General features: G+C 35.7%; 22 protein-coding genes. 13 read left to right on the top strand and 9 right to left on the bottom strand.

What is annotated here, in order from left to right; genetic code table 11:
• Window positions 1-105 precede the first annotated feature (105 nt).
• Complete coding sequence (locus tag ACIQXI_RS09510) at window positions 106-1,395, bottom strand: hypothetical protein (protein WP_402923851.1); 1,290 nt, start codon at window positions 1,393-1,395, stop codon at window positions 106-108.
• A 325-nt stretch (window positions 1,396-1,720) separates the two neighbouring features.
• Window positions 1,721-3,331, bottom strand: a complete 1,611-nt coding sequence (locus ACIQXI_RS09505; protein WP_402923848.1) for a glycosyl hydrolase family 18 protein — start codon at window positions 3,329-3,331, stop codon at window positions 1,721-1,723.
• Between the two features lie 536 nt (window positions 3,332-3,867).
• Here ACIQXI_RS09505 and ACIQXI_RS09500 point away from each other — a divergent pair.
• Window positions 3,868-4,548, top strand: coding sequence for an aminoglycoside adenylyltransferase domain-containing protein (locus tag ACIQXI_RS09500; protein WP_402923846.1), 681 nt, complete (start codon window positions 3,868-3,870; stop codon window positions 4,546-4,548).
• A 201-nt stretch (window positions 4,549-4,749) separates the two neighbouring features.
• On the opposite strand, the gene ACIQXI_RS09495 is transcribed toward ACIQXI_RS09500, so the two are convergent.
• A complete protein-coding gene (locus tag ACIQXI_RS09495; RefSeq protein WP_402923843.1) occupies window positions 4,750-5,415 on the bottom strand; it encodes an MBL fold metallo-hydrolase in 666 nt (221 codons plus the stop codon).
• Entirely contained in the window at window positions 5,405-6,046 is a 642-nt protein-coding gene (locus ACIQXI_RS09490; protein ID WP_402923842.1) for a TetR/AcrR family transcriptional regulator, read from the bottom strand. Before ACIQXI_RS09490 ends, ACIQXI_RS09495 begins: the two co-directional genes overlap by 11 nt.
• Window positions 6,047-6,419: 373 nt before the next feature.
• On the opposite strand from ACIQXI_RS09490, the gene ACIQXI_RS09485 reads away from it, so the two are divergent.
• The 4 genes from ACIQXI_RS09485 to ACIQXI_RS09470 all read left to right on the top strand — a co-directional run bounded on the left by ACIQXI_RS09485 (window position 6,420) and on the right by ACIQXI_RS09470 (window position 12,650).
• Entirely contained in the window at window positions 6,420-7,055 is a 636-nt protein-coding gene (locus tag ACIQXI_RS09485; RefSeq protein ID WP_402923840.1) for an NEAT domain-containing protein, read from the top strand.
• 71 nt (window positions 7,056-7,126) lie between these two features.
• Window positions 7,127-8,059: a heme ABC transporter substrate-binding protein IsdE gene (gene isdE / locus ACIQXI_RS09480; protein WP_402925726.1), complete on the top strand. Its 933-nt coding sequence runs from the start codon at window positions 7,127-7,129 to the stop codon at window positions 8,057-8,059.
• A gap of 21 nt (window positions 8,060-8,080) precedes the next feature.
• A complete protein-coding gene (locus ACIQXI_RS09475; protein WP_402923837.1) occupies window positions 8,081-9,049 on the top strand; it encodes a FecCD family ABC transporter permease in 969 nt (322 codons plus the stop codon).
• Between the two features lie 301 nt (window positions 9,050-9,350).
• Window positions 9,351-12,650, top strand: a complete 3,300-nt coding sequence (locus ACIQXI_RS09470) for an NEAT domain-containing protein (RefSeq protein ID WP_402923835.1) — start codon at window positions 9,351-9,353, stop codon at window positions 12,648-12,650.
• Between the two features lie 184 nt (window positions 12,651-12,834).
• Here ACIQXI_RS09470 and ACIQXI_RS09465 read toward each other — a convergent pair whose 3' ends face one another.
• Window positions 12,835-13,161, bottom strand: a complete 327-nt coding sequence (locus ACIQXI_RS09465) for a heme oxygenase (RefSeq protein ID WP_402923834.1) — start codon at window positions 13,159-13,161, stop codon at window positions 12,835-12,837.
• Window positions 13,162-13,360: 199 nt separating this feature from the next.
• Between ACIQXI_RS09465 and ACIQXI_RS09460 the strand changes: the two genes are divergently transcribed.
• The 7 genes from ACIQXI_RS09460 to ACIQXI_RS09430 all read left to right on the top strand — a co-directional run bounded on the left by ACIQXI_RS09460 (window position 13,361) and on the right by ACIQXI_RS09430 (window position 19,324).
• Complete coding sequence (locus ACIQXI_RS09460; protein WP_402923831.1) at window positions 13,361-14,326, top strand: ABC transporter substrate-binding protein; 966 nt, start codon at window positions 13,361-13,363, stop codon at window positions 14,324-14,326.
• 26 nt (window positions 14,327-14,352) lie between these two features.
• A complete protein-coding gene (locus tag ACIQXI_RS09455) occupies window positions 14,353-15,381 on the top strand; it encodes a FecCD family ABC transporter permease (RefSeq protein WP_402923829.1) in 1,029 nt (342 codons plus the stop codon).
• Entirely contained in the window at window positions 15,368-16,180 is an 813-nt protein-coding gene (locus ACIQXI_RS09450; protein ID WP_402923827.1) for an ABC transporter ATP-binding protein, read from the top strand. Before ACIQXI_RS09455 ends, ACIQXI_RS09450 begins: the two co-directional genes overlap by 14 nt.
• Window positions 16,181-16,203: 23 nt before the next feature.
• Window positions 16,204-17,121, top strand: a complete 918-nt coding sequence (locus ACIQXI_RS09445) for a ferrochelatase (RefSeq protein WP_402923825.1) — start codon at window positions 16,204-16,206, stop codon at window positions 17,119-17,121.
• A gap of 171 nt (window positions 17,122-17,292) precedes the next feature.
• Entirely contained in the window at window positions 17,293-17,685 is a 393-nt protein-coding gene (locus ACIQXI_RS09440; protein ID WP_402923822.1) for a class I SAM-dependent methyltransferase, read from the top strand.
• Window positions 17,643-18,035 carry a hypothetical protein gene (locus ACIQXI_RS09435; protein ID WP_402923820.1) on the top strand — a complete coding sequence of 131 codons (393 nt, stop codon included), beginning with the start codon at window positions 17,643-17,645 and terminating at the stop codon, window positions 18,033-18,035. The genes ACIQXI_RS09440 and ACIQXI_RS09435 overlap by 43 nt, the downstream gene beginning before the upstream one ends.
• Window positions 18,036-18,196: 161 nt before the next feature.
• Entirely contained in the window at window positions 18,197-19,324 is a 1,128-nt protein-coding gene (locus tag ACIQXI_RS09430; protein WP_402923818.1) for a CamS family sex pheromone protein, read from the top strand.
• A gap of 84 nt (window positions 19,325-19,408) precedes the next feature.
• Here ACIQXI_RS09430 and ACIQXI_RS09425 read toward each other — a convergent pair whose 3' ends face one another.
• The 4 genes from ACIQXI_RS09425 to ACIQXI_RS09410 all read right to left on the bottom strand — a co-directional run bounded on the left by ACIQXI_RS09425 (window position 19,409) and on the right by ACIQXI_RS09410 (window position 21,736).
• Complete coding sequence (locus tag ACIQXI_RS09425) at window positions 19,409-20,677, bottom strand: PTS ascorbate transporter subunit IIC (protein ID WP_402923816.1); 1,269 nt, start codon at window positions 20,675-20,677, stop codon at window positions 19,409-19,411.
• Between the two features lie 48 nt (window positions 20,678-20,725).
• On the bottom strand, window positions 20,726-20,989 hold the full coding sequence (locus ACIQXI_RS09420) for a PTS sugar transporter subunit IIB (RefSeq protein WP_402923814.1): 264 nt from the start codon (window positions 20,987-20,989) through the stop codon (window positions 20,726-20,728).
• A gap of 2 nt (window positions 20,990-20,991) precedes the next feature.
• The gene (locus ACIQXI_RS09415; protein WP_402923811.1) at window positions 20,992-21,444 is read right to left on the bottom strand and encodes a PTS sugar transporter subunit IIA; all 453 of its coding nucleotides are present in this window, start codon (window positions 21,442-21,444) and stop codon (window positions 20,992-20,994) included.
• A 100-nt stretch (window positions 21,445-21,544) separates the two neighbouring features.
• Window positions 21,545-21,736 (bottom strand): hypothetical protein, encoded by a 192-nt coding sequence (locus ACIQXI_RS09410; protein WP_402923808.1) that lies wholly within the window; start codon window positions 21,734-21,736, stop codon window positions 21,545-21,547.
• A gap of 159 nt (window positions 21,737-21,895) precedes the next feature.
• Between ACIQXI_RS09410 and ACIQXI_RS09405 the strand changes: the two genes are divergently transcribed.
• Window positions 21,896-22,246 carry a helix-turn-helix domain-containing protein gene (locus ACIQXI_RS09405; RefSeq protein ID WP_402925723.1) on the top strand — a complete coding sequence of 117 codons (351 nt, stop codon included), beginning with the start codon at window positions 21,896-21,898 and terminating at the stop codon, window positions 22,244-22,246.
• Window positions 22,247-22,283: the final 37 nt, after the last annotated feature.

The raw sequence follows: 22,283 nt of genomic DNA, 5'->3' as shown, positions 1-22,283 counted from the left end.
GCATAATAAATTAACTAATAATTTAACCTCTCTCTTTTTATTTTCGGCTTGATCATTTCAAGCCGTTTTTTTATTTCTTGTCATTTTATTCGAGTAGCTCCTTTTTCATATGTCTTCCATTGGTGAAGGTGTACCCCCACCAACCCAAATGCCCGTAATTTGGCCGAGTGCGGTAAGGGTTGCTGTGCCCCCGCCAATTGCATTACCGAATAAACTCCCTACGGAACCAGCCAATGAAATGCCGGAGAAGCCCGAGCCATCTAAACCTGTAATGGCACCTACGACGGCAAGGGTCACGACTGCAATTTCTTTTGTTAATGGTACAACGGCTGCTAAGCCAACGCCAAGATCGTTGACAATGCCATGTGAAGCGGCAGGGAGATAATCACCGATAATTTGAGTGAATCCTGAGTCGCCGAGATAGAAGAAAGCGGCAATCGGAATGACTGGGCCAAATACTTTAAAGCCAAATTGGAAACCTTGTATTAAGTAACTGGTCGATTTCTCAAATCCTTGTTTTTTATGAGCAACAAGACAGAGCACTAACAAAATAAAGACAGCTGTTCCGCCAATAAGCGCAGTGGCATCCCCACCTTGTAGCTTCAAAACCGACATGGCAATAACATCAAGTAAGAACGTGATGGGAATAAGTATCGCAAAAAAACGTTTTTGTGCACGTGTTAGCAAATGCTCATCTTTCACTTGTTCTATACCATCAATTGTGTCATGCGCACTTTTTAAATGAAGTGTTCCCCGTTTCATATCCCTCTTTAATAAGATAAATGCGGCAATCGTTGTCACAAGGCCCATCGTAATGACAAGTGGGATACTGGCAGTTACAACATCTCCAACGGGAATTCCCGCAGCATCTGCTGTTAACTTTGGAGCCCCTTGAATAACAAAATCACTCGATAAAGCAATTCCGTGTCCAAATAAATTCATCGCCATGGCAACACCCAATGCAGGTAAACCTGCTCGAATGGCTACAGGTAATAGTACAGCCCCTAATAATGCAACAGCAGGCGACGGCCAGAAAAACCAAGAAATAATCATCATTAAAATGCCAATCGTCCAATAGGCGAGTGTCGGTGTTTTAATAATTTTTGTAAATGGCGCAACCATGACCTCGTTAATACCCGAAGCCATTAACACACGGCTCATCGCAACAATAATGGAAATAATTAAAATCGTAGATAACAGCTCAGTAATCGCATAAATAAAGCTGTTAAACACACCACTTATAGATGAAGTAAAATCACCCGTAGCAACAATTGCTAGTATGAATATGCCAATGATGCAGATGAGGGTGGTATCCCGACGTTTCACCATAAAGCCAATAATTAGGACAATAAATACAACATAAATCCAATGGAGAGCAGTCAGTTCAATCCCCATAATTTTTCCCCCTCAAAATAGGTCTAGTTATAGAATATGAGAGGAATTTTAGATGGTGATTTGTTCCGAAAATAAAAGGTGAGATTCGTTATGATAAAAATACAGAGCAGGTTCATTTCGTAAGAATTATGCCATTTCTATTGAAGCTCGTACAGCATTGTATTTTCTTCAGAAGGGGTGTATGATACTTCAGGAAGTGTAGAAAGTTATGCCAATTTAGTAGCAATGGTAAGCAAAATAAAAAATGTACACTATTAAAATTGTATTTAATAATGTACATTTCTATTTAAACTATTTGAGTTATTATCAACTATTGTGAAGAGATTTATTTTTTTACTGTATACTTTTCTAAATCGGCACTTGACCGGTTGACCATCGCTGCCATTTGACCTCTCGTGACATAATCAAATGGATAAAATCCTCCATCTTCTTTTCCCTTAATAATCCCTTTATTACTTAATTTTAAAATATCTGCATATGCCCAGAAATCTTTTGGAACATCATAAAAACCGGACTTATCCTGGGGTAATGGATAATTTAATACTCTCGATAATATACTTGCTAATTGTGCTCTTGTGATATTGGCATTTGGATCGAAAATGTTTTCATTTGTTCCATTCACAATATGATACTTATAGGCAATTTCAATAGCACGTTTTGCCCAATGATTTGCTGGCACATCCTTGAAATGATTAGGCACAGTTTCGTTTGTTTTGTCTAAACCGATGGCATTAATTAGAATAGTAGTAGCCTGAGCTCTTGTTAAATTACCATTTGGATCGTAAGTGTATTCGTTTTTGCCGTTAATCCAGCCTTTTCGGTAAATGGCCATAATATCTTGTTCTGCCCAATGATTTTCTGTATCGATAAAGTTATGTTCCCCATTCGCCCAAGAAGAATAAAATTTCCAAATACCATTATCTGCTTGAGTTAATTCCCAGCTACCTGTTCCTCTTAAATGATATTTCTCTACAAGCCTTAACTTATATTTTAAATATAAATCATTTTCGTACCATATCGTGTAATTTCCTGGTACTAGCTTTTTGCCCCCGATATAAGTAGGAGAGTCACTGCTTTTTACTGTAAATTTGGCAAATGCTGATTTTGAAGTATTATCAAAATAAAATTTTCCATTATGGCGATTCACAATTGATTGGACGGCATTATTAGCAATGCCGTCGCCTCCAATTTCTACATCATCTTTCCAAATTCGTCCGTAAAAAGGGAGGCCTAAAACTATTTTATTTGAATTAATCCCTTTATCTAATAAATACTTAATCGAATTTTCAACAAATGATAAACTTGCGACAGGCCCAACTGAACCACCATTATAGCTTTCATCATAGGCCATCAACATTAAATAATCGCTATACTCACTTAGTTTCGTATAATCATAAGAACCATGCCACCCAGTTGTCCACCCATATGGATTGGCAGCGACTGCTATGGATATTGTTTTATTTGTAGGCATTTTTTCTCGTAATAAACGAATGAAATCTGTAAACTCTTCTTTATTTGTATCGTTTAAATTTTCTATATCAATATCGACACCATCTAAATTATTTTTCACAACAGAATTGACGATTTGAGTAGACAATATTTCTCGATTTGTCATTGCGATTTGTGCCAATTTACGGTCCCAATGATTAGAAATGAATGGCACAACTTTTAATCCTCTTGAATGTAATGCATCGACTAAACTTTTATCAATCGAAGCATTCAAACTGCCATCTGCATTTAAATTAAGAAAGTTAGGTGTCGCCGTATTTAAGGCACCTTGAGTCATATCTATATTTTTTATGAAGGAGCTAGTATTGCCGTTATATAAATATGACATATGTATATCACTCGCTGAGGCGTTAGCACTAAACGGAGTAGCTAATAAAGTAGTGAGCATAGCTGGTATTATCAAATATTTTTTTAATGAATTCTTCATTACTTTCTTCCTTTGTAATAGATTTAATCCACTTTATTATCTATTACTTTAATAAACGATATCAATTATTAAAATATGGTTTCATTGAGTTGTATTGTCAATTTATGATAGTAGAAGTTTAATAAAATCAAGCTTTCAAGCAGGATTTCCACATCATACAAAGTAACAAACTTTCTTTATGGTTTATGTTTTCATTTTTCTTTTTGCAATAGTGTAGCCTAGAATGCATTGTGCAGCTTTTTTAATTGCATGAAATTTTAAAGATGTGTAATCCGGTTATTTAGCTATACAACACAAATTGTGTAAGCCAATAAAAATCATATTATATGCAAGAAATTGCGTAAAATATTTAAGCTGAAAAATACAACATTCATGTTTTAATACAGGTAAATTTAAATATAGTTGGAACAAACCTATCATTATATTTTTCTTTTTTTAAACTACAAAACTTTTACAGATAAATTAAGGAGAGAAACAATAAAGGAGAGGAAACGAATGAAAAAAGGTATAAATATTACATTGATTTGTATAATGGTGTGTATGTCTACGGTTCAACTATTTTAAATGCCTTTCATCCGGAAAGTAGCGATATTGATTTTGTGACAGTTTTGGATAGAGAATTGACAGAGGTAGAGGTAAGCAAAGTAACGTCACTTCATAAAGAACTGAGTGCTGATTATCCATTGGTCAAAAAGTTTGAATGCGAGTATTTATTTTTTGATGAACAGAAGGAAATACCTTTACATAGTGCTTTCCTATATTTTGAGGGGACTAAGTGTAAGGGAAAAAGAAGGCTTATGAAAGTGGCAGTTTACCAGCTCGTTCATAATTCATATGCTATATATGGTCCGGATTTTTCTGCATATCAAGCCAGCATCGATTGGCAGGATATCATTCAGGAGATGGATTACAATCTTAATCAATATATTGCAAGTAAAGTTTCAAAAAGCTATTTGTTTTTATTTGATTTATGGATCGAATTCATTGTCCTAACAGTCTGTCGCATCTACTATACTTTGAAAACAGGAAAAATCACATCAAAAGAACTGGCCTGTGAAGAGGTAATAAAGGATTTTGAATTAAGCGATTGTGAAATTCTTCATGAGGCGCTTCGAATTAGAGGAAGAACTCAAAAAAGATCCAATTATAAAAATCGATGGCAACGAAAGAAGGCAACACTCCATTATACTTTTTATATGTTTTACTCCATTTTATAATAATGGCTATGATACACCTGATAATAAAATAGCTTATTCTTTAACCTTTCGATTGGTAGAGGTAAAGGAATTTACTGTCCATACCGCAACAACGGTAGACAGATATCAAGTATGGGTAACGATTCATAGCTAGATACAATTACAGAATGCGAAGGGACCCCTATGTTCTAGGGGGTAACCTTCCCTCGTAAAACTAACGCTCTAATTTTTCGTTGTTTGTCGAATATATTCGTCTAGTTGCTCTGCCGGACGAAATACGGTACTGCCATGACAAACTTCTAGTCGCTCGGGGTTTAATTTTTTCACAATTAAACTGCTTTGTAATGTTTCATCCATAAAAGGAGTAAACATTGGTGGATGGAGCTTTCCTTTTTTAGCGTTGAAAAGGTCACCGGCGAGCAGGACTTGATCTTTTTCATGATAATAAACAACGTGTCCTGGAGAATGACCTGGTGTTAAATAGGGGGTAAGCCCAGCCATTGTTTGTAACGTTCCATGCGTACTTTCTAGAAGAGGTTGAGCTAATTGTGGAGGTACATTATTTTCAAGTTTCTTTCTTTTTGGATACAGTACTTCACCTTCCATATAAGGTATTTCTATAGCGTGCGCGTATACGGGTACTTGATTATGAGTGAGTAGGGACTTTATTGCGCCAACATGATCGGCGTGTCCATGTGTTAAGAGAATTCGAAGCAAAGGGCCAGCATTCAACTGTTTAATAAAATTCATAATCCCTTTAGCCATCATCGGCATCCCCGCATCCACTAACGTGACACCATCCTCCTCGATTACTACCCACACATGAATCGGCACAATCATCCACGTTTTTAAGCTCCAAATATGTTCAGAGATTTGTTTAGCTTTCATTATCCATACCCCCATTTAATTTTTCTGTAAAGCCTAAAAGTAGAATTTCGATGGCAAGTTCAAATGTCGGTGTTAATCTTTCCATTAAAACGGCAAGCGGTTCATGTTGATACGAGTAAGTACTTAAAATGCCATTTAGGTTGTAATAATAAATTCGGGCAAAAGCTAATAGTTGTTCCTCGTTTGAAATAGCCAAACATTCCCGAATAATTGCCTTCATTATTTCAAAGAGTTCTATCCGCAGTCGATTAATCTCAAGTTTTGGGTCTTCTTCATCTACCCGCGTTGACTTGGTATTGAAGAAAATATCATACAAATTTCGGTTCTTTAGGCAAAAGTGAATATATGTAAGACTAATTTGCTTCAATTTGTCTTCTGAAGATAATGTGTGTAAATTCGAAAGAGACAAAAATTGCTGGTGTAGCTCCTGAAGAGGGGGCATAGATAGCTGATGTAATAATGCTTCCTTGTCTTTAAAGTAAAGATAAATGGTTGTATGCGAACAGCCAGCATCTTTAGCAATTGCTCGAATTGTCACTGAATCATATCCTTGTTCAGAAAATAACCTTCCTGCTGATTCGACGATTTGTTTTTTTGTTTCTTCTGCACGTTCCGCCTGTTTACTTTTCACTGAATTCCCTACTTTCGTCATTTACTAACCATTGGTTATATAATAACCAATGGTTAGTAAAGTGTCAACATTTTAAGAAAACTTAAGAAGATAAAGGGTATTTCTTTATTCTAATATTTAATCGATTTTGCCTCATCTTTACTATAGAAAGACAGCTGACAAAATATATTTTTTGAAAAAGCAAAGTATTTTATATATTGACAACTAAGATAAACCATATTATTATTTAATAAATGATAATGATAATCATTATCATTTATACATGTCGAACACGCAGAATAAAAGGGGTATTTTTAATATCCCCTTTTATTCACAAGGCATTAAAAATTACTACTAATTACAAGGGGGTTTTACTATCAAAAAGTTAATTTTAATGTCATTGTTAGTAGCCTTGTTTGCAATTTTGGTGACACCATCAAACGATGTATTTGCTGCACTTGCAGATGGGAAATACACAATCGACTATCAAGTAAATAAACCTAATTCCTCATCTGCTTCCATCGCAAATGATTATTTTTTGAAGCCTGGGACACTTATAGTGAAAAATGGCTCACAAGTATTACAGCTGAAGATGAAAAAAAGTGGTTGGATAACAAAATTTGAATCTAGTACAGGCGGTAATAAAGTGATTAGTGAGAATAAGGAAGAGGATACACGAATTGTAGAATTTGCACTTCCTTCTTATACTTCACCGACGCCTATTACGATGAAGGTCGATATTGATGATTTAAATTATCATCATGAATATACAGTAGATTTTGTATGGGATCCATCTTCATTAAAATACGAAGATGGTAGTGCGGTGGCAAGTGCTGTGGTACAAAATAATAACAATAAGGATACAACAACAAATAATAGTGGTGTCATAAAAACTTCGTCAGTTCAAGAAAAGGTAACAAATCCTCAAACAAATGATATTTTTCCATTTAGCTTACTATTGTTGTTCTGTTTAAGTGGAATTCTATTATTTAATGCAAGGAAAGAATCGAAGGAAGAAAAAATCATTTGATGATTTCAAAGCACCCTACTCTACTGATTTTAGTAGGGTAGGGTGCTTTTTAAAAGGAGTGAATGGAAATGATGAATATAAAAAATACGAAAACATTTCGTCGAATGCTCTATATAGTAGGGCTTTTAAGTATAATGTTTGTTCTATCAGCATGTAGTTCTTCGACGAAGGAGAAGAAAAATCAAGCTGAAGAAGTCAATAATGGGAGCGAAACAGTCGTTCAAGAAGAAAATCAAAATCGTATTATTCCAACGACAGTTGCAGTCTCACATATATTAGCTGCACTGGATTTAGAGGCGATTGCCGTTCCTACAACGATGTATGATTTGCCGGAACGATATAAGGATTTGCCACAAATCGGTAATCCAATGTCCCCAGATATGGAAATTCTAAAATCCTTGAACCCAACAGAAGTATTTTCTGTTACAACATTAGAAGCTGATTTAAAAAATACATTTGAGGAAGTCGGAATCAATGCTTCATATGTCAATTTACAAAGTATTGATAATATGAAAGCGGCTATTTTAGAGATTGGTGAAAAATATGACCGTACTGCAGAAGCAACTAAGCTAGTGTCGGAGTTGGAAGGAAAGATATCTGCCCTTAGAATGAAAGTAGAGCAAAAAGAATCACCTAAAGTATTAATTTTGCTGGGAATACCAGGGAGCTATTTGGTGGCAACCGAAAATTCTTATATTGGAGACTTGGTGAAAATGGCTGGGGGTCAAAATGTTATGACTGGTCAAGAGCCCGAATATTTACCATCCAATACGGAATTTTTACAACAAAGCAATCCAGACATTATATTACGTCTGGCACATGGTATTCCAGACCAAGTAGTGGAAATGTTTAATGAGGAATTTGCAACGAATGATATATGGAAGCATTTTGACGCTGTGAAAAATGGGCGGGTGTATGATTTAGAAGAGCCTGTATTTGGAACAACTGCTACGCTTGCAGTGCCTCAAGCACTAGAAGAATTAATTGACATTATGTATCCATAATGGGAAATGTAGAGGACATAGATGAATAAAAAAATTAGTAGTTTTATAGTTGTAAGTGTATTACTGTTAGCCGTTATTATTTATTCGGCTATTACAGGCTCTATTAAAATGAATATGCTAGAGTTTATTAGAGCTTTTTTAGGTGAAGAAAATCCAGACTACACAATTATTAAAGATTTACGCTTCCCGAGAATAATCGTCGCTTTATTTGCAGGTGCAGCATTATCAGTAGCCGGTGTTTTATTGCAGGCGGTCATGCGTAATCCATTAGCGGATGCCGGTGTAATAGGTATTTCAGCAGGCGCATCTTTTGTTCAATTATTAATTATTACATTATTTCCAACGATGTTTTTCTTTACGCCATTATTGGCCTTTTTGGGAGGAGCATTTGCCTGTTTTTTAGTATTTATGTTGTCATGGAAGTCGGGATTAAATCCTTTAAAAATTATATTAGTTGGTATTGCAATTAACGCTATGTTTACCGGCCTAACAGAAGCATTTATTACGTTATGTAGCTATATGAATATTATGGTTGGAGGTGTAGGGGGCTCTAATTTGTCCATGCGCACTTGGAGTAATGTAAGTTTAATAACATTTTACGGTGCAATTGGTTTAATTATTTCCTTCTTATTAGTTTCGTGGTGCAATTTATTGACTTTACAAGACAAAACTGCAAAAAGTTTGGGCTTTAATGTTACCCGTGCACGTCTAATGATTGCAGCAACAGCCGTATTACTAGCAGCGATATCAACTGCTACAGCAGGCGTTATTGCTTTTGTTGGGTTATTAATACCGCATATTTCAAGAAGATTTGTAGGCGCTGATCATAAATGGTTAATTCCATTTTCAGCATTGGCAGGAGCCTTGCTAATTTTGACAGCAGACACGCTAGGTAGGATTTTAGTGGCTCCGCTAGAAATTCCCGCTTCCACAATAATGGCGATTATTGGCGGCCCTTTCCTCATCTTCTTAATTCGCAAAGATAAGTAAAATAAAAGTGAGATAATAGATTTTTTTTCGCATCTTACAACGAATTTTAACTTTCTTGACAAGAATAATTGGAGGAATATAATTAAAAATAAATGAGAATCATTTTCAATTACTGAGGGTTACTTAAAAACATCCATGTTATTAACTAGATGTTTTTTTAAAAATCTTTATTGAGAATGATTATCATTTGTTTAAAGGGATAGTAAGAGTAAAGCTTTATATACAAAGGGGGTAGAAAAAGCTATTCAGAATTCTGAATTTCTTGTCATTTAAACTTATTAAATATTCAGGAGGTCAGAGCATGAAGAAATTTTTACAATATGTAGCAATGATAGTGCTAATGCTAGGTGCGATATTACCGGGCTTTGGTATGGATGTAAAGGCGGCGGAGAACACCGACGCTAACTGTACAATTGACTATTCAGCGAGTCTTAACGTTCGAGACGAAACTCAAACAAAAGATTCCGTAATGAATAACTACATTTTAAAAGAAACTACAATGCAACAACAGAAGAATGGCCAATATAAGGTTTCTTTAACAGTGCCGAAAAACTTTGTAGAATGGTATAAAGGTTTTAAAGTGAAATCAGGTGGCACATTACAAGATGCCATCGAAAAAACGAAAGACAAGGCAGGTAATGAAATTTACACATTCATCATCGACCGCCACGATGAAGCAATTGAGGCATGGGTTCATGTAGATGTTCCAGCCTTCAATTATAGGGATAAAAAATATACAGTTTATCTAACATTCTCAAATGTGAAGGAAACAAAGCGTGTTTGTGAAGAAGCACCGAAGAAGCAACCTGAAACATTAAATCAGAATAAAAATGAAGTGATATCAGCGGCTGAGACAACCAATGCTAGCTGTACAATAGACTATTCAGCGAGTCTTAACGTTCGAGACGAAACTCAAACAAAAGATTCCGTAATGAATAACTACATTTTAAAAGAAACTACAATGCAACAACAGAAGAATGGCCAATATAAGGTTTCTTTAACAGTGCCGAAAAGCTTTGTAGAATGGTATAAAGGTTTTAAAGTGAAGTCAGGAGGCACATTACAAGATGCCATTGAAAAAACGAAAGACAAGGCAGGTAATGAAATTTACACATTCATCATCGACCGTCATGATGAAGCAATTGAGGCATGGGTTCATGTAGATGTTCCAGCCTTCAATTATAGGGATAAAAAATATAATGTTTACCTAACATTTTCAAACGTGAAGGAAACAAAGCGTGTTTGTGAAGAAGCACCGAAACAACCTGAAACATCAAATCAAAATAAAGATGAAATGAAAACAGGAAAAGATAAAGGAAATACCAACGGCAATGAATCAGGTTCTGGGCAGAACAATAATCATTCAAATACCGCTGGCAATAACAATTCTAACATTGAAAATGCAGAGCAATCAACTAATGGCGGAACAAAGGATGAAGGAACTAAAAACTTTAAGCAAGAGGGCGTAGTTGAATTTGACTTTCCTCAACATGCACAGGAAATTAAGACATTCTTGCAAACAGCTAAAACAGTATTTGAAGACAATAAATACAAAGTTACGCTGTCGTTAAATACACACAATAAATTACAAGAGTTTATTGTGAAACAAAATGGAAGAGAACTTGCAAAATGGTCTAACAAAATGGCTTCAATAGGTCCTGTTGCTATGAAAAGTACAGCATCATTATCATTTGAAGCGAATTCGCTAGATAACTTAGTTTTTGAAGCGGTAACGGCGGATAAAAAAATTTCAGCGAATGTCATCGCAACTACGAAGGACGGAGCACCCGTTGCAACATTGCCAATTACAAGTGGTGGAACGAGTGGATTCCCAACACAATCAACAAATGGATTGTATACAGTGGACTATACGTTTATTAGGGGTTCTGGTTCTGGTACTTCAATGATGGATCAGTATGTAGTTAAACCAGCGTATGTCGTAAAAGAGGGTTCTTCTTATCAAGTTCAATTAACATTAAAAAATAGTTCATGGATTACTGGATTTTCAGTAAACGGTGTAACACCAATTACGATTAGCGATGCCAATGATTTACGAGTCGTTCAGTTTGCAATACCAAGCTTAGCTGAGCGTCATAATGCATGGGTAAAAGTAGATATTGAGGATATAGCTTATCATCATAACTACAATATCTTTTTACAATTTAATGAAGCTTCATTGTCTAAAATTAGTGATAGTACAACATTCCCAATTACAGGTGGGCCAATTAATAGCGGTCAATTACCAAATAAAGGTGCGCCGAATGACGCTACAAAAATTGAAGGAACTGGAGGCAACTTTGTTCAAGAAGGAGCAGTAACATTTGAGTTTCTTCAAAATGCAAAAGATATAACATCATTCCTTCAAAGAGCTACTACAGTATTTGAAGATAACAAATATAAAGTAACCCTTTCATTAAATACTGGAAAAGATTTGCGAGAGTTTTTGGTGAAACAAAATAATAAAGTACTTGCAAAATGGTCCCATAAAGCGGCAACTTTAGTACCTATGGCCAATGTAGCAACACTTTCATTTGAAATTGAAAAACTAGATAATCTTGTTTTTGAGGCAAGAACGACTACTAGGTTAATTGTCTCTAATGTAACAGCAACGAAGACAAAGGCAGACGATAAAATGAGTCGTCAGCCAATTACGTATAAAATGGAAGCAGATCCAAATGGTAAAATACCTGAGTTTATTACAAACTATTTGGCACCATACTTTAAAAATGCTGAATTAGTTACAATTGACGGTAAACGTTATATCGAAATGACACTAATCGGTAAGGCGTATGGCTTCGAAACGATTGCTTATATTGATGCGGAGGGTAAGAAACAAAACGTTGAGATAATTAGTTCTAAAGGTGAGAAATTAGATCAAGTGCGTATTATTCGTCTACCTTTAGTCCAGGATCAAAATGGTGTAACGAAAATCTTTGTCGATTCAGGTAGCCTAGGTTATGGGGCATATACATTATTCTTTACGTTTAATGTGCCTGCGTTAGATGAAGAAACAAAAATTGTAGAAGAAGATAAACATAACGCTATTAACGTTGTTAGAAATCCTTTTACAGATATCGAAAATGTCTTTAGTAAAGATGAGATTTTAGCTTTGTATGCTGCTGGTATTACAACGGGTACAACTGCTACAACATTTAGCCCAAATCGAAATATAACGCGAGCTCAATTTGCAGTGATGATGGCTCGAGCGCTCAAGCTTCAATCAAATAAAGAAACTATCTTTACGGATGTAAAAGGTAAGTGGTATCAAAAAGAAGTACAAGCACTAGCAGAGGTGGGTATTGTGAGAGGGGTAAATGCAACAACATTTAATCCAAATGCAAATATTACACGTCAACAAGCTGCGGCAATGATTATGCGTATGTTGGAATACAAAGGCTATAAAGCAACAGTTGCTGCAAATGCTCTATCATTTAAGGATGCGCATAAAGTATTTGACTACGCAAAACAAGCCATCTCAGAATTACAAGCACAAGATATTATGACTGGGTCTAATGGCTATTTATACCCGCAAAGTAATTTAACACGTGCTCAAATGGCGAAGATTTTAAAACGATCATTACAATTAGTAAACTTAATGTAAATATTTAATAAATAAAGTAAGACCTACTATCCCTTAACGCTGTCTATAGATTGGTGAGGTGATGGCTCGAGTCTTTCAGATAAGGGTGTCTCCTCATCCAATAGTGAAAAAATGCAATTCAAGCTAAATTCGAATTGCATTTTTTTATACTTTTTATTTTTGGCATTGGAACAGTTGCCAAAGTTTATTTTTCTAAAGTAGCAGCAATTTCAGATATAACAACGCGGTTTCCTATGATTGGAGACGACTCGCTGTTATCTTTGTCACTAATTCTTTCTCGGCGGTGTAATTTCATAAAGTCATCAGATTCGCGCCATGCTTTAAATTGCTCGATTGTATCCCAAAACATCATTACATTCATCTCATCGTGATCTTCTGGTTCTGAGCAAATATTCACTTCGACTTTAGTAAAACCATCCCAGTTCAATAAATTTTTATCAGATGTAAATAGTGGTGCCATTTTATGAGCAAAACCTTTTTTTACTAAAAAACGGTTTGTTACTGTAATCATATATCTTGACTCCTTTACGCCAAATTTAATTGATATCGATTCTCATTATCAATTAAAACATACATTAATTGGTTGTGCAATTAAAAATATTGAAAAAAGGTTAGTTGACAATCATTCTTAATTAAAATAGAATCATAAGCAAATGTATGAGAATGATTATCAATTTCAATTCAAGAACATCAGAAAGGTGGATCGCAAAATGAAAAGGTTTCAAATTTTATTAGTCATAACGTTAGCATTATTATTAGTGGCATGTGGAACAGATAGTAAACAAACGGATGTGAATGCATCAACTAATCAAGAAAAGGAACAACAAGTTGAAACACAAGAGGCGGTAACATTAGTTGATGATCTTGGCAATAAGCATGAGTTTGCCGCAACGCCAAGTTCTGTTGCAACGTTACATCGAGGAGTACTGGATATTTTGCTCGCGTTAGGTGCGAACGTTACTGGGCGTCCTACAATTTCTACTGAAATGAAGCCAGAAGTAAAAGCAATACAAGAAATAGGCAACCCACATGAACCATCATTTGAGCAAATTGCTGCATTGAATCCGGAAGTGCTGATTGTGCCAGCAAGCTTTCAGCAGTTCGCTACTACTGTAGAAGCAACAGGAACGAAAATAGTCTATTCTACAATGAATTCGATTGACGATATTAAAAATACGATTCAAAAATACGGAGCATTGTTTAAAAATACAGCAAGAGCAGATGAGTTAGTTGCACAAATTGATGAAAAAATTGCACAGGGCGCTACACAATCATCGTTAGATGCGTTAATCGTTTACGGTGCACCAGGTACATACTTAGCCGCACTTGATAATTCTTTATACGGAGATATTTTAAAAAATGCAGGCGGTAAAAATATCGCAGCAGATTTACCAGCGACAGATAAATTTCCAACCTATGCAAATTTAAGTGTTGAGAAAATTGTTGAGCGTAACCCAAAAGTGATTATGCTTATTACACATGCAAATCCAGAGGCAGTGAAAGACGGCTTTGAAAAGCAATTGAAAGAAAATGCTGCATGGAAAAATCTGGGTGCGGTAAAAAATAATCAAATCATTATTTTACCAGCAGACTTATTTGACAATCCTGGTACGCAAGTCATAGAAGCTATTGACTATATGCGAGACGTTTTAAAGACAGCTGAAGAAGCAGTCTAATCATTTTTTATAGTGAGGACATAACGATGATAGTAGATGAGGAAAAATATGCGCACCCTCTTGCCACAAAGCGAAGATTGTCGCTCATTGTCTTGCCGATACTCTTGTTCATCGTAAGTATCGGCAGCCTTATGATAGGGCAAGTTTCGTTTTCAGTAAGTGACGTGTTTAGTGGGATTTTTAGTTCAGAAGATACATTGGCGCGACGAATCGTCTGGGAAATCCGCCTGCCCCGTATTATTATAGGTATCCTTGTTGGTGTTTGTTTGGCTATTGCAGGTTCAATTTTACAAGGTGTTATGCAAAATCCATTAGCTGATCCAGGGGTTATTGGTATTACTTCTGGCGCTGGTATTATGGCTGTAGCAGTAATGGTAGTATTTCCAGGCTATATTATTTATTTACCTATTGCAGCTTTTCTAGGTGCTTTTGTCGCTGCTATGATTGTCTATTCTTTATCGGTGAAAAAGGGTGGTACATCCCCAATGCGCATTATTTTAGTGGGGGTAGCTATTAATGCACTTTGTGGTGCAGGAACAAATGCACTAATGATTTTATATAGCGATCGTGTGCAATCTGTATTGCCATGGTTGTCAGGTGGATTAACCGGTGTTGGCTGGGTGCAATTTAAGATGATTATTTATTATGTTATTGTCGTGCTGATTTTGTCTTTTTTTGCCATCAAACATATTCGTATCATGCGTCTAGGAGATGAAATGGCTAGCCTTTTAGGACACAATGTTGAACGAAGTCGATTCTTTTTAATTGCATTGAGTACATTATTAGCGGGAATTGCTGTAAGTGTTGCTGGTTTAATTGGTTTTGTAGGTTTAGTTGTACCACATATTTTACGACTAATAATTGGCGGAGATCATAAGTATTTAATTCCTGCTTCCGCTTTTGCCGGTGGCTTACTTGTTGTTTTCGCGGATACAATTGCGAGAACCGTATTTGATCCGATTGAGTTTCCAGTGGGCATTTTACTAGCATTCATCGGTGGACCATATTTTCTATACTTAATTCATAGAAAGGGGAATTCCATTGCTGCAAACTGAGCACATTCAATATCAACATGAGTTCACCAATTTTCGGTTAGAAGATATTAATTTGAAAATCCATGAAGGAGAAGTTGTGAGTTTAATAGGACCGAATGGCTCGGGGAAATCAACATTATTACGTGTGATATCACGTCTTTTAAAACCAAATAGTGGTAAAGTATATTTAGATGAGCAAAATATTCATGAAATGAAATCTAAAGAAGTGGCAAAAACCCTAACGATGCTCCCGCAAATGAATAGTCATCAATTAGATCTAACTGTGCGTGAATTAGTAGAGTTTGGGCGTCACCCACATAGTGGTGGGAAGACGACACTATCAAAAGAAGATAAAGAAATTGTCGATTGGGCCATTGACGTAACTGGATTGAGACTTTTGCAAAATCGGGTATTGCCTTCAATGTCTGGGGGTGAAAGGCAGCGTGCTTGGATTGCAATGACAGTAGCACAACATCCGAAAGTGTTGCTACTAGATGAACCAACAACGTATCTAGATATAGCACATCAATTAGAAGTGATGGAGCTAGTCAAAGAGTTAAACGATAAATATAAGATGACTGTGATAATGGTGTTACATGATATTAACCAAGCTGCCCAAAATAGTGGACGTCTGATTGTATTAAAAAAAGGGAAAATCCATTATGATGGTTCTCCACATTGTGTAGTATGCAAAGAAATGTTTCAATCCATTTTTGAAATTGATGCCGAAATTTATATGCAAAATGGAAATCCAATCTTTACCCCAGTGAAACGGTGCTCTGATAAAAATATGAGCAACTGCATTACTTACAAAAATTAACAAGAAGAAAAGGAGTTTAAAAAATGATTGGAATTATTTATTACGCTTATGGCGCACCGAAATCTTTAGATGATGTGACACCGTATTTTACAAAAATTATGAAGGGCAAAACACCACCCCCACATGTAATTGAAAGCGTGACAGCGCAATTTAGAAAATTAGGTGCGGTGGATCCTTTAGCAGCCAATACGAGCCGTATTGCAAAAGGTTTGGAACAAGCTTTACAGCAACGTGTAACACAGCCTGTCAAAGTGTATAACGCCTACAAAAATACAGAACCATCTATTCCAGATGTAATTGAGACGATGCTGAAAGACGGCATTACCACTTTTATTACACTACCTGTAAACCCTATTATGTCTACTGCTGCTAGTGCGTTCCATGATGAGGTAAGTGCGTTATTAGCTTCTCATGATGTAACGGTTATTCAGGCGAAAAATTGGCATTTACATGAAGAATTACTTGCTGTTTATAAAGATCGTCTGCAACGTGCGGTAGAATGGATTCCTGCTGAAAAACGAGCGCAGACGCATGTTTTATTTACAGTACATAGTCAGCCAATTGATCCAGAACGCAATGAAAACTATGTACGTCAGTTCTCCGAATTATCTGAGGCAATTTCTCAGGCCGCTCAAATTGATAACTGGCATCTTACCTATCGAAGCGGGAATGGGAAAGGCGATTGGCTTGGTCCGAATGTGAAAAATATGATTAATACATTATATCAAGAAGGTGCACAAGGATTTGTGACATGTGAACTGTTGTCACTATCTGCAGATATCGAGTCCTACTTTGAAATCGGCATAGACTGTCAAACAATTTGTGAAGAACTGCAAGTAGAATTTGCCCAATCTGAATTTCCAGCAGATAGCTACGATACCATTCAAGCTTTAGCGGCCATTGTGGAATCATTTATTCCTAGTGAAGGAAAACTTAGCTAAAAGAACTATCGTGCGATTAATTTGTTAAACATTATAAACCCAGGTGCTTACAAGTACCTGGGTTTATTTTGTGAAATAGGAATTTGACTTATTGTTTATATGTTCAATAACGAATGGTTAGCTCTAGTTCATACATTTTCAGTATAATAACAACTAAGGAGAGGGTTACGAATGGAGAACTATTTTTATGAAGCCTTTGAGGGATTAACACGACAAGGACCAGGTAGTGAACAATCAACAAAAAAGGCATTGTCATTACTGGACTTAGATAGCAAAAAAGCGCTAAATATTTTGGATATTGGATGTGGGACAGGTACCCATACGTTATTATTAGCTGAAGAATTTCCTCTTGCTCATATAACGGCGATTGATACAAATGAAGCAAGTTTAATTTCATTAAAGGAAAAGCTACACCAGAAAAATTTAGAAGAGAGAGTCAGTGTACAAAATAGTTCCATGTTTGAGATGGACTTTAAGCCAGAAACATTTGACCTCATTTGGGCGGAGGCTCAATCTATATTATGGGCTTTCAAAAAGGTCTTGCACAGTGGAAAACTTTCTTAAAACCAGAGGGGTATCTTGTATGTAGTGAAATATCATGGTTACATGATAATCCTGCTAATGCTTGTAAAGAATTTTGGAATGAAGGATATCCAGAAATTGATACGATTCCAAATAAAATTAATCAAATTACCGCTTTAGACTATAATTATGTTTTTTCTTTCGTTTTACCAACGAAGGATTGGATAGAAGAATATTACAATCCTCTTGAACTTTCCCTTCAAAAAATGGAGAAAAAATATGATACCATTGCGGATGCAAATAATGTTATCGCCATGATTAGACAAGAAATAAAACTATATCATCAACATTATCAAGACTACAGCTATGTATTTTATGGTGTAAGAAAATAGTATAGGTTATTAAGTAAGATAATGCTTATTACGGCATTGTCTTTTTTATTGTAGTAGGACACCAAAAATTATTGCAAAGATTGTAGTGTATATAAATTTAAATAGATTTTATGGTAATATAAGGTATGTTGTTATTTTAATGAGTAAGGAGCATTATCGAAATGGTTATAAGGAAAAATGCACTATTTTTACTATCACCTTTATTTTTTTTAGCTGCTTGTAGTGGAGATGGCGATGCGGCTAAAGAAGAAAAAATGTACATATCTTCATTTCAAAAGAAGGAAATATACGAAATTCAACAACCTGCAAAATTGAATGTATCTAGAGGGTTAATCGTTAGTAATATGAATAATACGTTAAATATAAATGAAATTGAGAAAGGGTTAATGAATCTATCAGTGGAGCATTTTTCTCCAAACAGTTTTTATATGGAGGAAGGCCAATATGTAGATAAAAAGATCATTAATCAATGGTTAGAAAGAAAAACAGAAGAAGGTTTAGGCTTAAATCCAGCAAAAACCGTTAGTACTGGCAATATTTTAGATGATGAAAAAGAGAACCCGCTTATTCTATCTCATGTGTTGGAGCAAAATTATATTAACAAAAAAAGCGGGAAAATAGAAGGCATGTCCTTAGCTATCTCGTTAAATGAATATTATGATATTCGTGTGTCGGATGAAAATGGCCTGATTTATACAGATCAAGTGAAAGTAGACAATAATGACGATGATGTAAATGATGTAGAAAAATACGGCAAAAAAATAGCGGAGGTTATCGTTCAACAAATAAGAAATAATGAAACGATGCCAAAAGTGCCAATCTATTTAACGTTGTTTCAGGAGTCTAATAAAAATGATATTCTTCCAGGTGTCTTTTTAGCGGAAACATATATTGATGAGGGCAAGGATCGTATAGATAAATGGCTTGCTATCGATAAGAAAGATTATACTTTCCCTTCCGATGCATTATATAGTTTAGATCAAGATACATATGGAAAATTATTAACGTTTAAAGAAGATATTCAAAACAATTTTAATCATTTAAATCCCAAAATGCTTGGCAAGCTACACTATGAAAATGGAAAATTAGCAGATATTAAAATAGAGGTACATGCCCCATTAATCAATGATACAGAATTAATAGGTTTGCTGCAGTTTATTGGTACAAAATTAAATGGTATTTTATTTGACTATGTTCCTGTAACAATTCGAGTAATCGATCAAAAACAAGATATTGGGATTGTTTTGTGGGACCCTAAAGAAAAACAAATTTTTGCCACACCAATTTAGTGCCAGGCACACAAACGATTCTGAAAATTAAAAACTCGTTCTAAGTTAATACAGAACGAGTTTTTTTCATTTAGTGTGACATTATTATACCGCACCTAATAATTTTAAAATATTGATTATAATAATCCCTACAATTCCAAAGTCAGAATCACCAAATGTTGTGCCTTCATAGCCGATGTCTCCCATAAAGATGAGCAATATCGCAGGGATGAAGCTGATGATTAAGCCATTGGCGAAGGCACCTGCCATTGAGCCAATGCGACCTCCTGTAGCATTTCCAAAAACGCCTGCAGCTGCGCCTGTGAAAAAGTGGGGCACAAGGCCAGGTATAATGACTTTTAGCCCGATGAGCGGGAGTACGAACATAGATAAAATACCAGCTAGGAAACTAAAAAGGAAACCGATTATTACGGCATTTGGTGCAAATGGGAAAATTGTCGGGCAATCTAATGCAGGCTTTGCGTTCGGGACAAGCTTATCAGCTATCCCTTTAAATGCAGGAACAATTTCGGCAATTAACATACGTACACCTGCTAAAATGATATAAACGCCAGCAGCAAAGGTAATTGCTTGCATAATGGCGAAAACAATGAAATTAGAGCCATCGGATAATTGTGCTTCAATGTAAGAACGACCTGCAAATAAGGCAACGATAATGAAAAATATACACATTGTTAAGGAAATGGCAACGGATGTATCTCGTAAAAATCCTAGTGATTTAGGTACTGCAATGGCTTCTGTTGATTTTGCTTTGTTGCCAAATAATTGACCTATTTTTGCTGATACATAGTAGCCGATACTACCAAAATGACCAACTGCAAAATCATTATTACCAGTAATTTGTTGCACAGTAGGCTGTAGAATAGCAGGGAAAACAACCATACAAATACCTAATAAGATGGAGCCGACAATAATAAGAGGGATACCACTCATACCGCCTATTGAAAGGGAGGTTGCGATTAAACACGCCATAAATAATGTATGATGGCCAGTTAAGAAAATGTATTTAAACGGCGTAAATCGCGCTAGCAATATATTCATTACCATACCAAAGACCATAATCATAGCAGTGGATGTTCCAAAAGTCGTTTGCGCAGCAGCTACAATGGCTTCATTATTGGGAATAACCCCTTGAACTTGAAAGGCATGATCGAACATTTTACTAAAATGAGTTAAAGATCCGATTAAAACCGTCGCACCAGCGCCCAAAATTACAAAGCCCATAATCGTTTTTAACGTACCCGAAAGGACAGTAGAAGCGGATTTTTTCTGTATTAGCAAGCCAATAAGAGCAAATAAGCCAACTAATATTGCTGGTGTACCTAAAATGTCATTCATCATAACATCTAACATACGAACACCTCAATCCTATCCAATTTTAAAAGCATGGATGCCATTAAATTAAAGCAGTGGTTCAATTTTTGATTGAATTTCTGAAATACTCATCATATTGACGATGCGTACAATAGTTCGATCGCCATTATCTAATTGATCGATAATATCTCCTGCACCAACATAAATATCTGCTTTCTCCGCCATAGCAGATGCTAAATCTGTATGCGCTACCTCCACATCTTTTCCGAGTTCTTGCAGTGCCTTTTTAACATTTAGCTCCATAATAAAACTACTACCTAAACCATTTCCACAAACAACTAAAATCTTCATCATCATCGCTCCTTTGCAGCATATTGTCTTATTTTTTCAATAATGCATTTTGGACCCTTGCAGCCGATAATATTGTCAATGTGACTGGTTTCTTGTAAAACTTGCGTTAAATCAACTAATGCCTGTAAATGCGAGGAATTGTCTTTAGCTGCTAATACGATAATTAAGTACACGGGTTTATTGGGGCCAAAAAAGACAGGCTTTTGCAACAGTAACAAGCTCATCGCTAATTCATTTACGCCATCAGATGGTCGCGCATGAGGAATGGCGACTTTAGGAGTAAGCACAACATATGGACCATGTTGTTCGATGGATTCTATCATCGCTTGAATATAGCGTTTTTCGATTTTGCTTTGCTGTAATAGGGGCGATGAAGCCACGTGAATAGCTTCCTGCCAGTTAGCTACTTCGTTAGTAATTTGGATCGTATCTAAATTCAGTAACTCGGTAAGCAAGTTGGTCATCCCTCCTTTCACACTCTAACAACATGTCTTCAATCCATGTTATTAAAGTATGTTAGCGAATTATGTCAGATTGTCGAATATTTAATGCTATTTAAGATGGTGTTGTATTGGAAGTATCTGATTGCTGTAATAGCCCTTTTTTGATTAAGCAATTTTTCGTAAAAACCATCCCACGTAAAATAGCCAGAACCTTATTTTGGTATTCCAATGGCAGTTCATTGACTGTATCCATGATTTCGTTCAACGTTTTATTAGATGAAACGGCTTCTCTTTGCTTTGACAAGACAATCATCTCCTTGTACAGTGCTTTATGAATGCATTCTAACATGTGTATTTTGCATTGTCAATGAATTGAATGGCTTTATATATGCGTTGGCAATGACAAATTGCTTTGATAATGATTTTTATTTCGGTTATAATACAATACAGAGGTGATTTTTTGATGGACTCTTTAGGTGAAAGATTAACATATGCTCGGAAAAACAAAGGGTATACGCAAGATGCACTTGCAGAAACAATCGGTGTATCGAGGGGTGTGATTTTTAATCTTGAAAAGAATAAAACTGAACCACAGATGATTGTCATTAATGCGATTAGCCAATGCTTAAAAATTAATAAAGGTTGGCTTTTAACAGGTGAAGGCGCCATGAGCGATACAGATGAGGCTGTACAAAGTGCTAAAGTACTCGAGGACATTTACAGTATTGCAAAAGAATTATCCGAGGAAGAACAATTGTACATTCTTGAAGTGGTAAAAACATACAAAAAACACACAGATCAGAGGAAGAAGTAACAAATCTTATAGGCAATCAATCGTGGGCTGTCATTGA

This window comes from Lysinibacillus sp. NPDC097195 (genome assembly GCF_044762075.1).
GTDB lineage: Bacteria > Bacillota > Bacilli > Bacillales_A > Planococcaceae > Lysinibacillus.
Note: the sequence above shows the minus strand (reverse complement) of the source record. Positions and strands in the feature narration are given on the sequence as shown.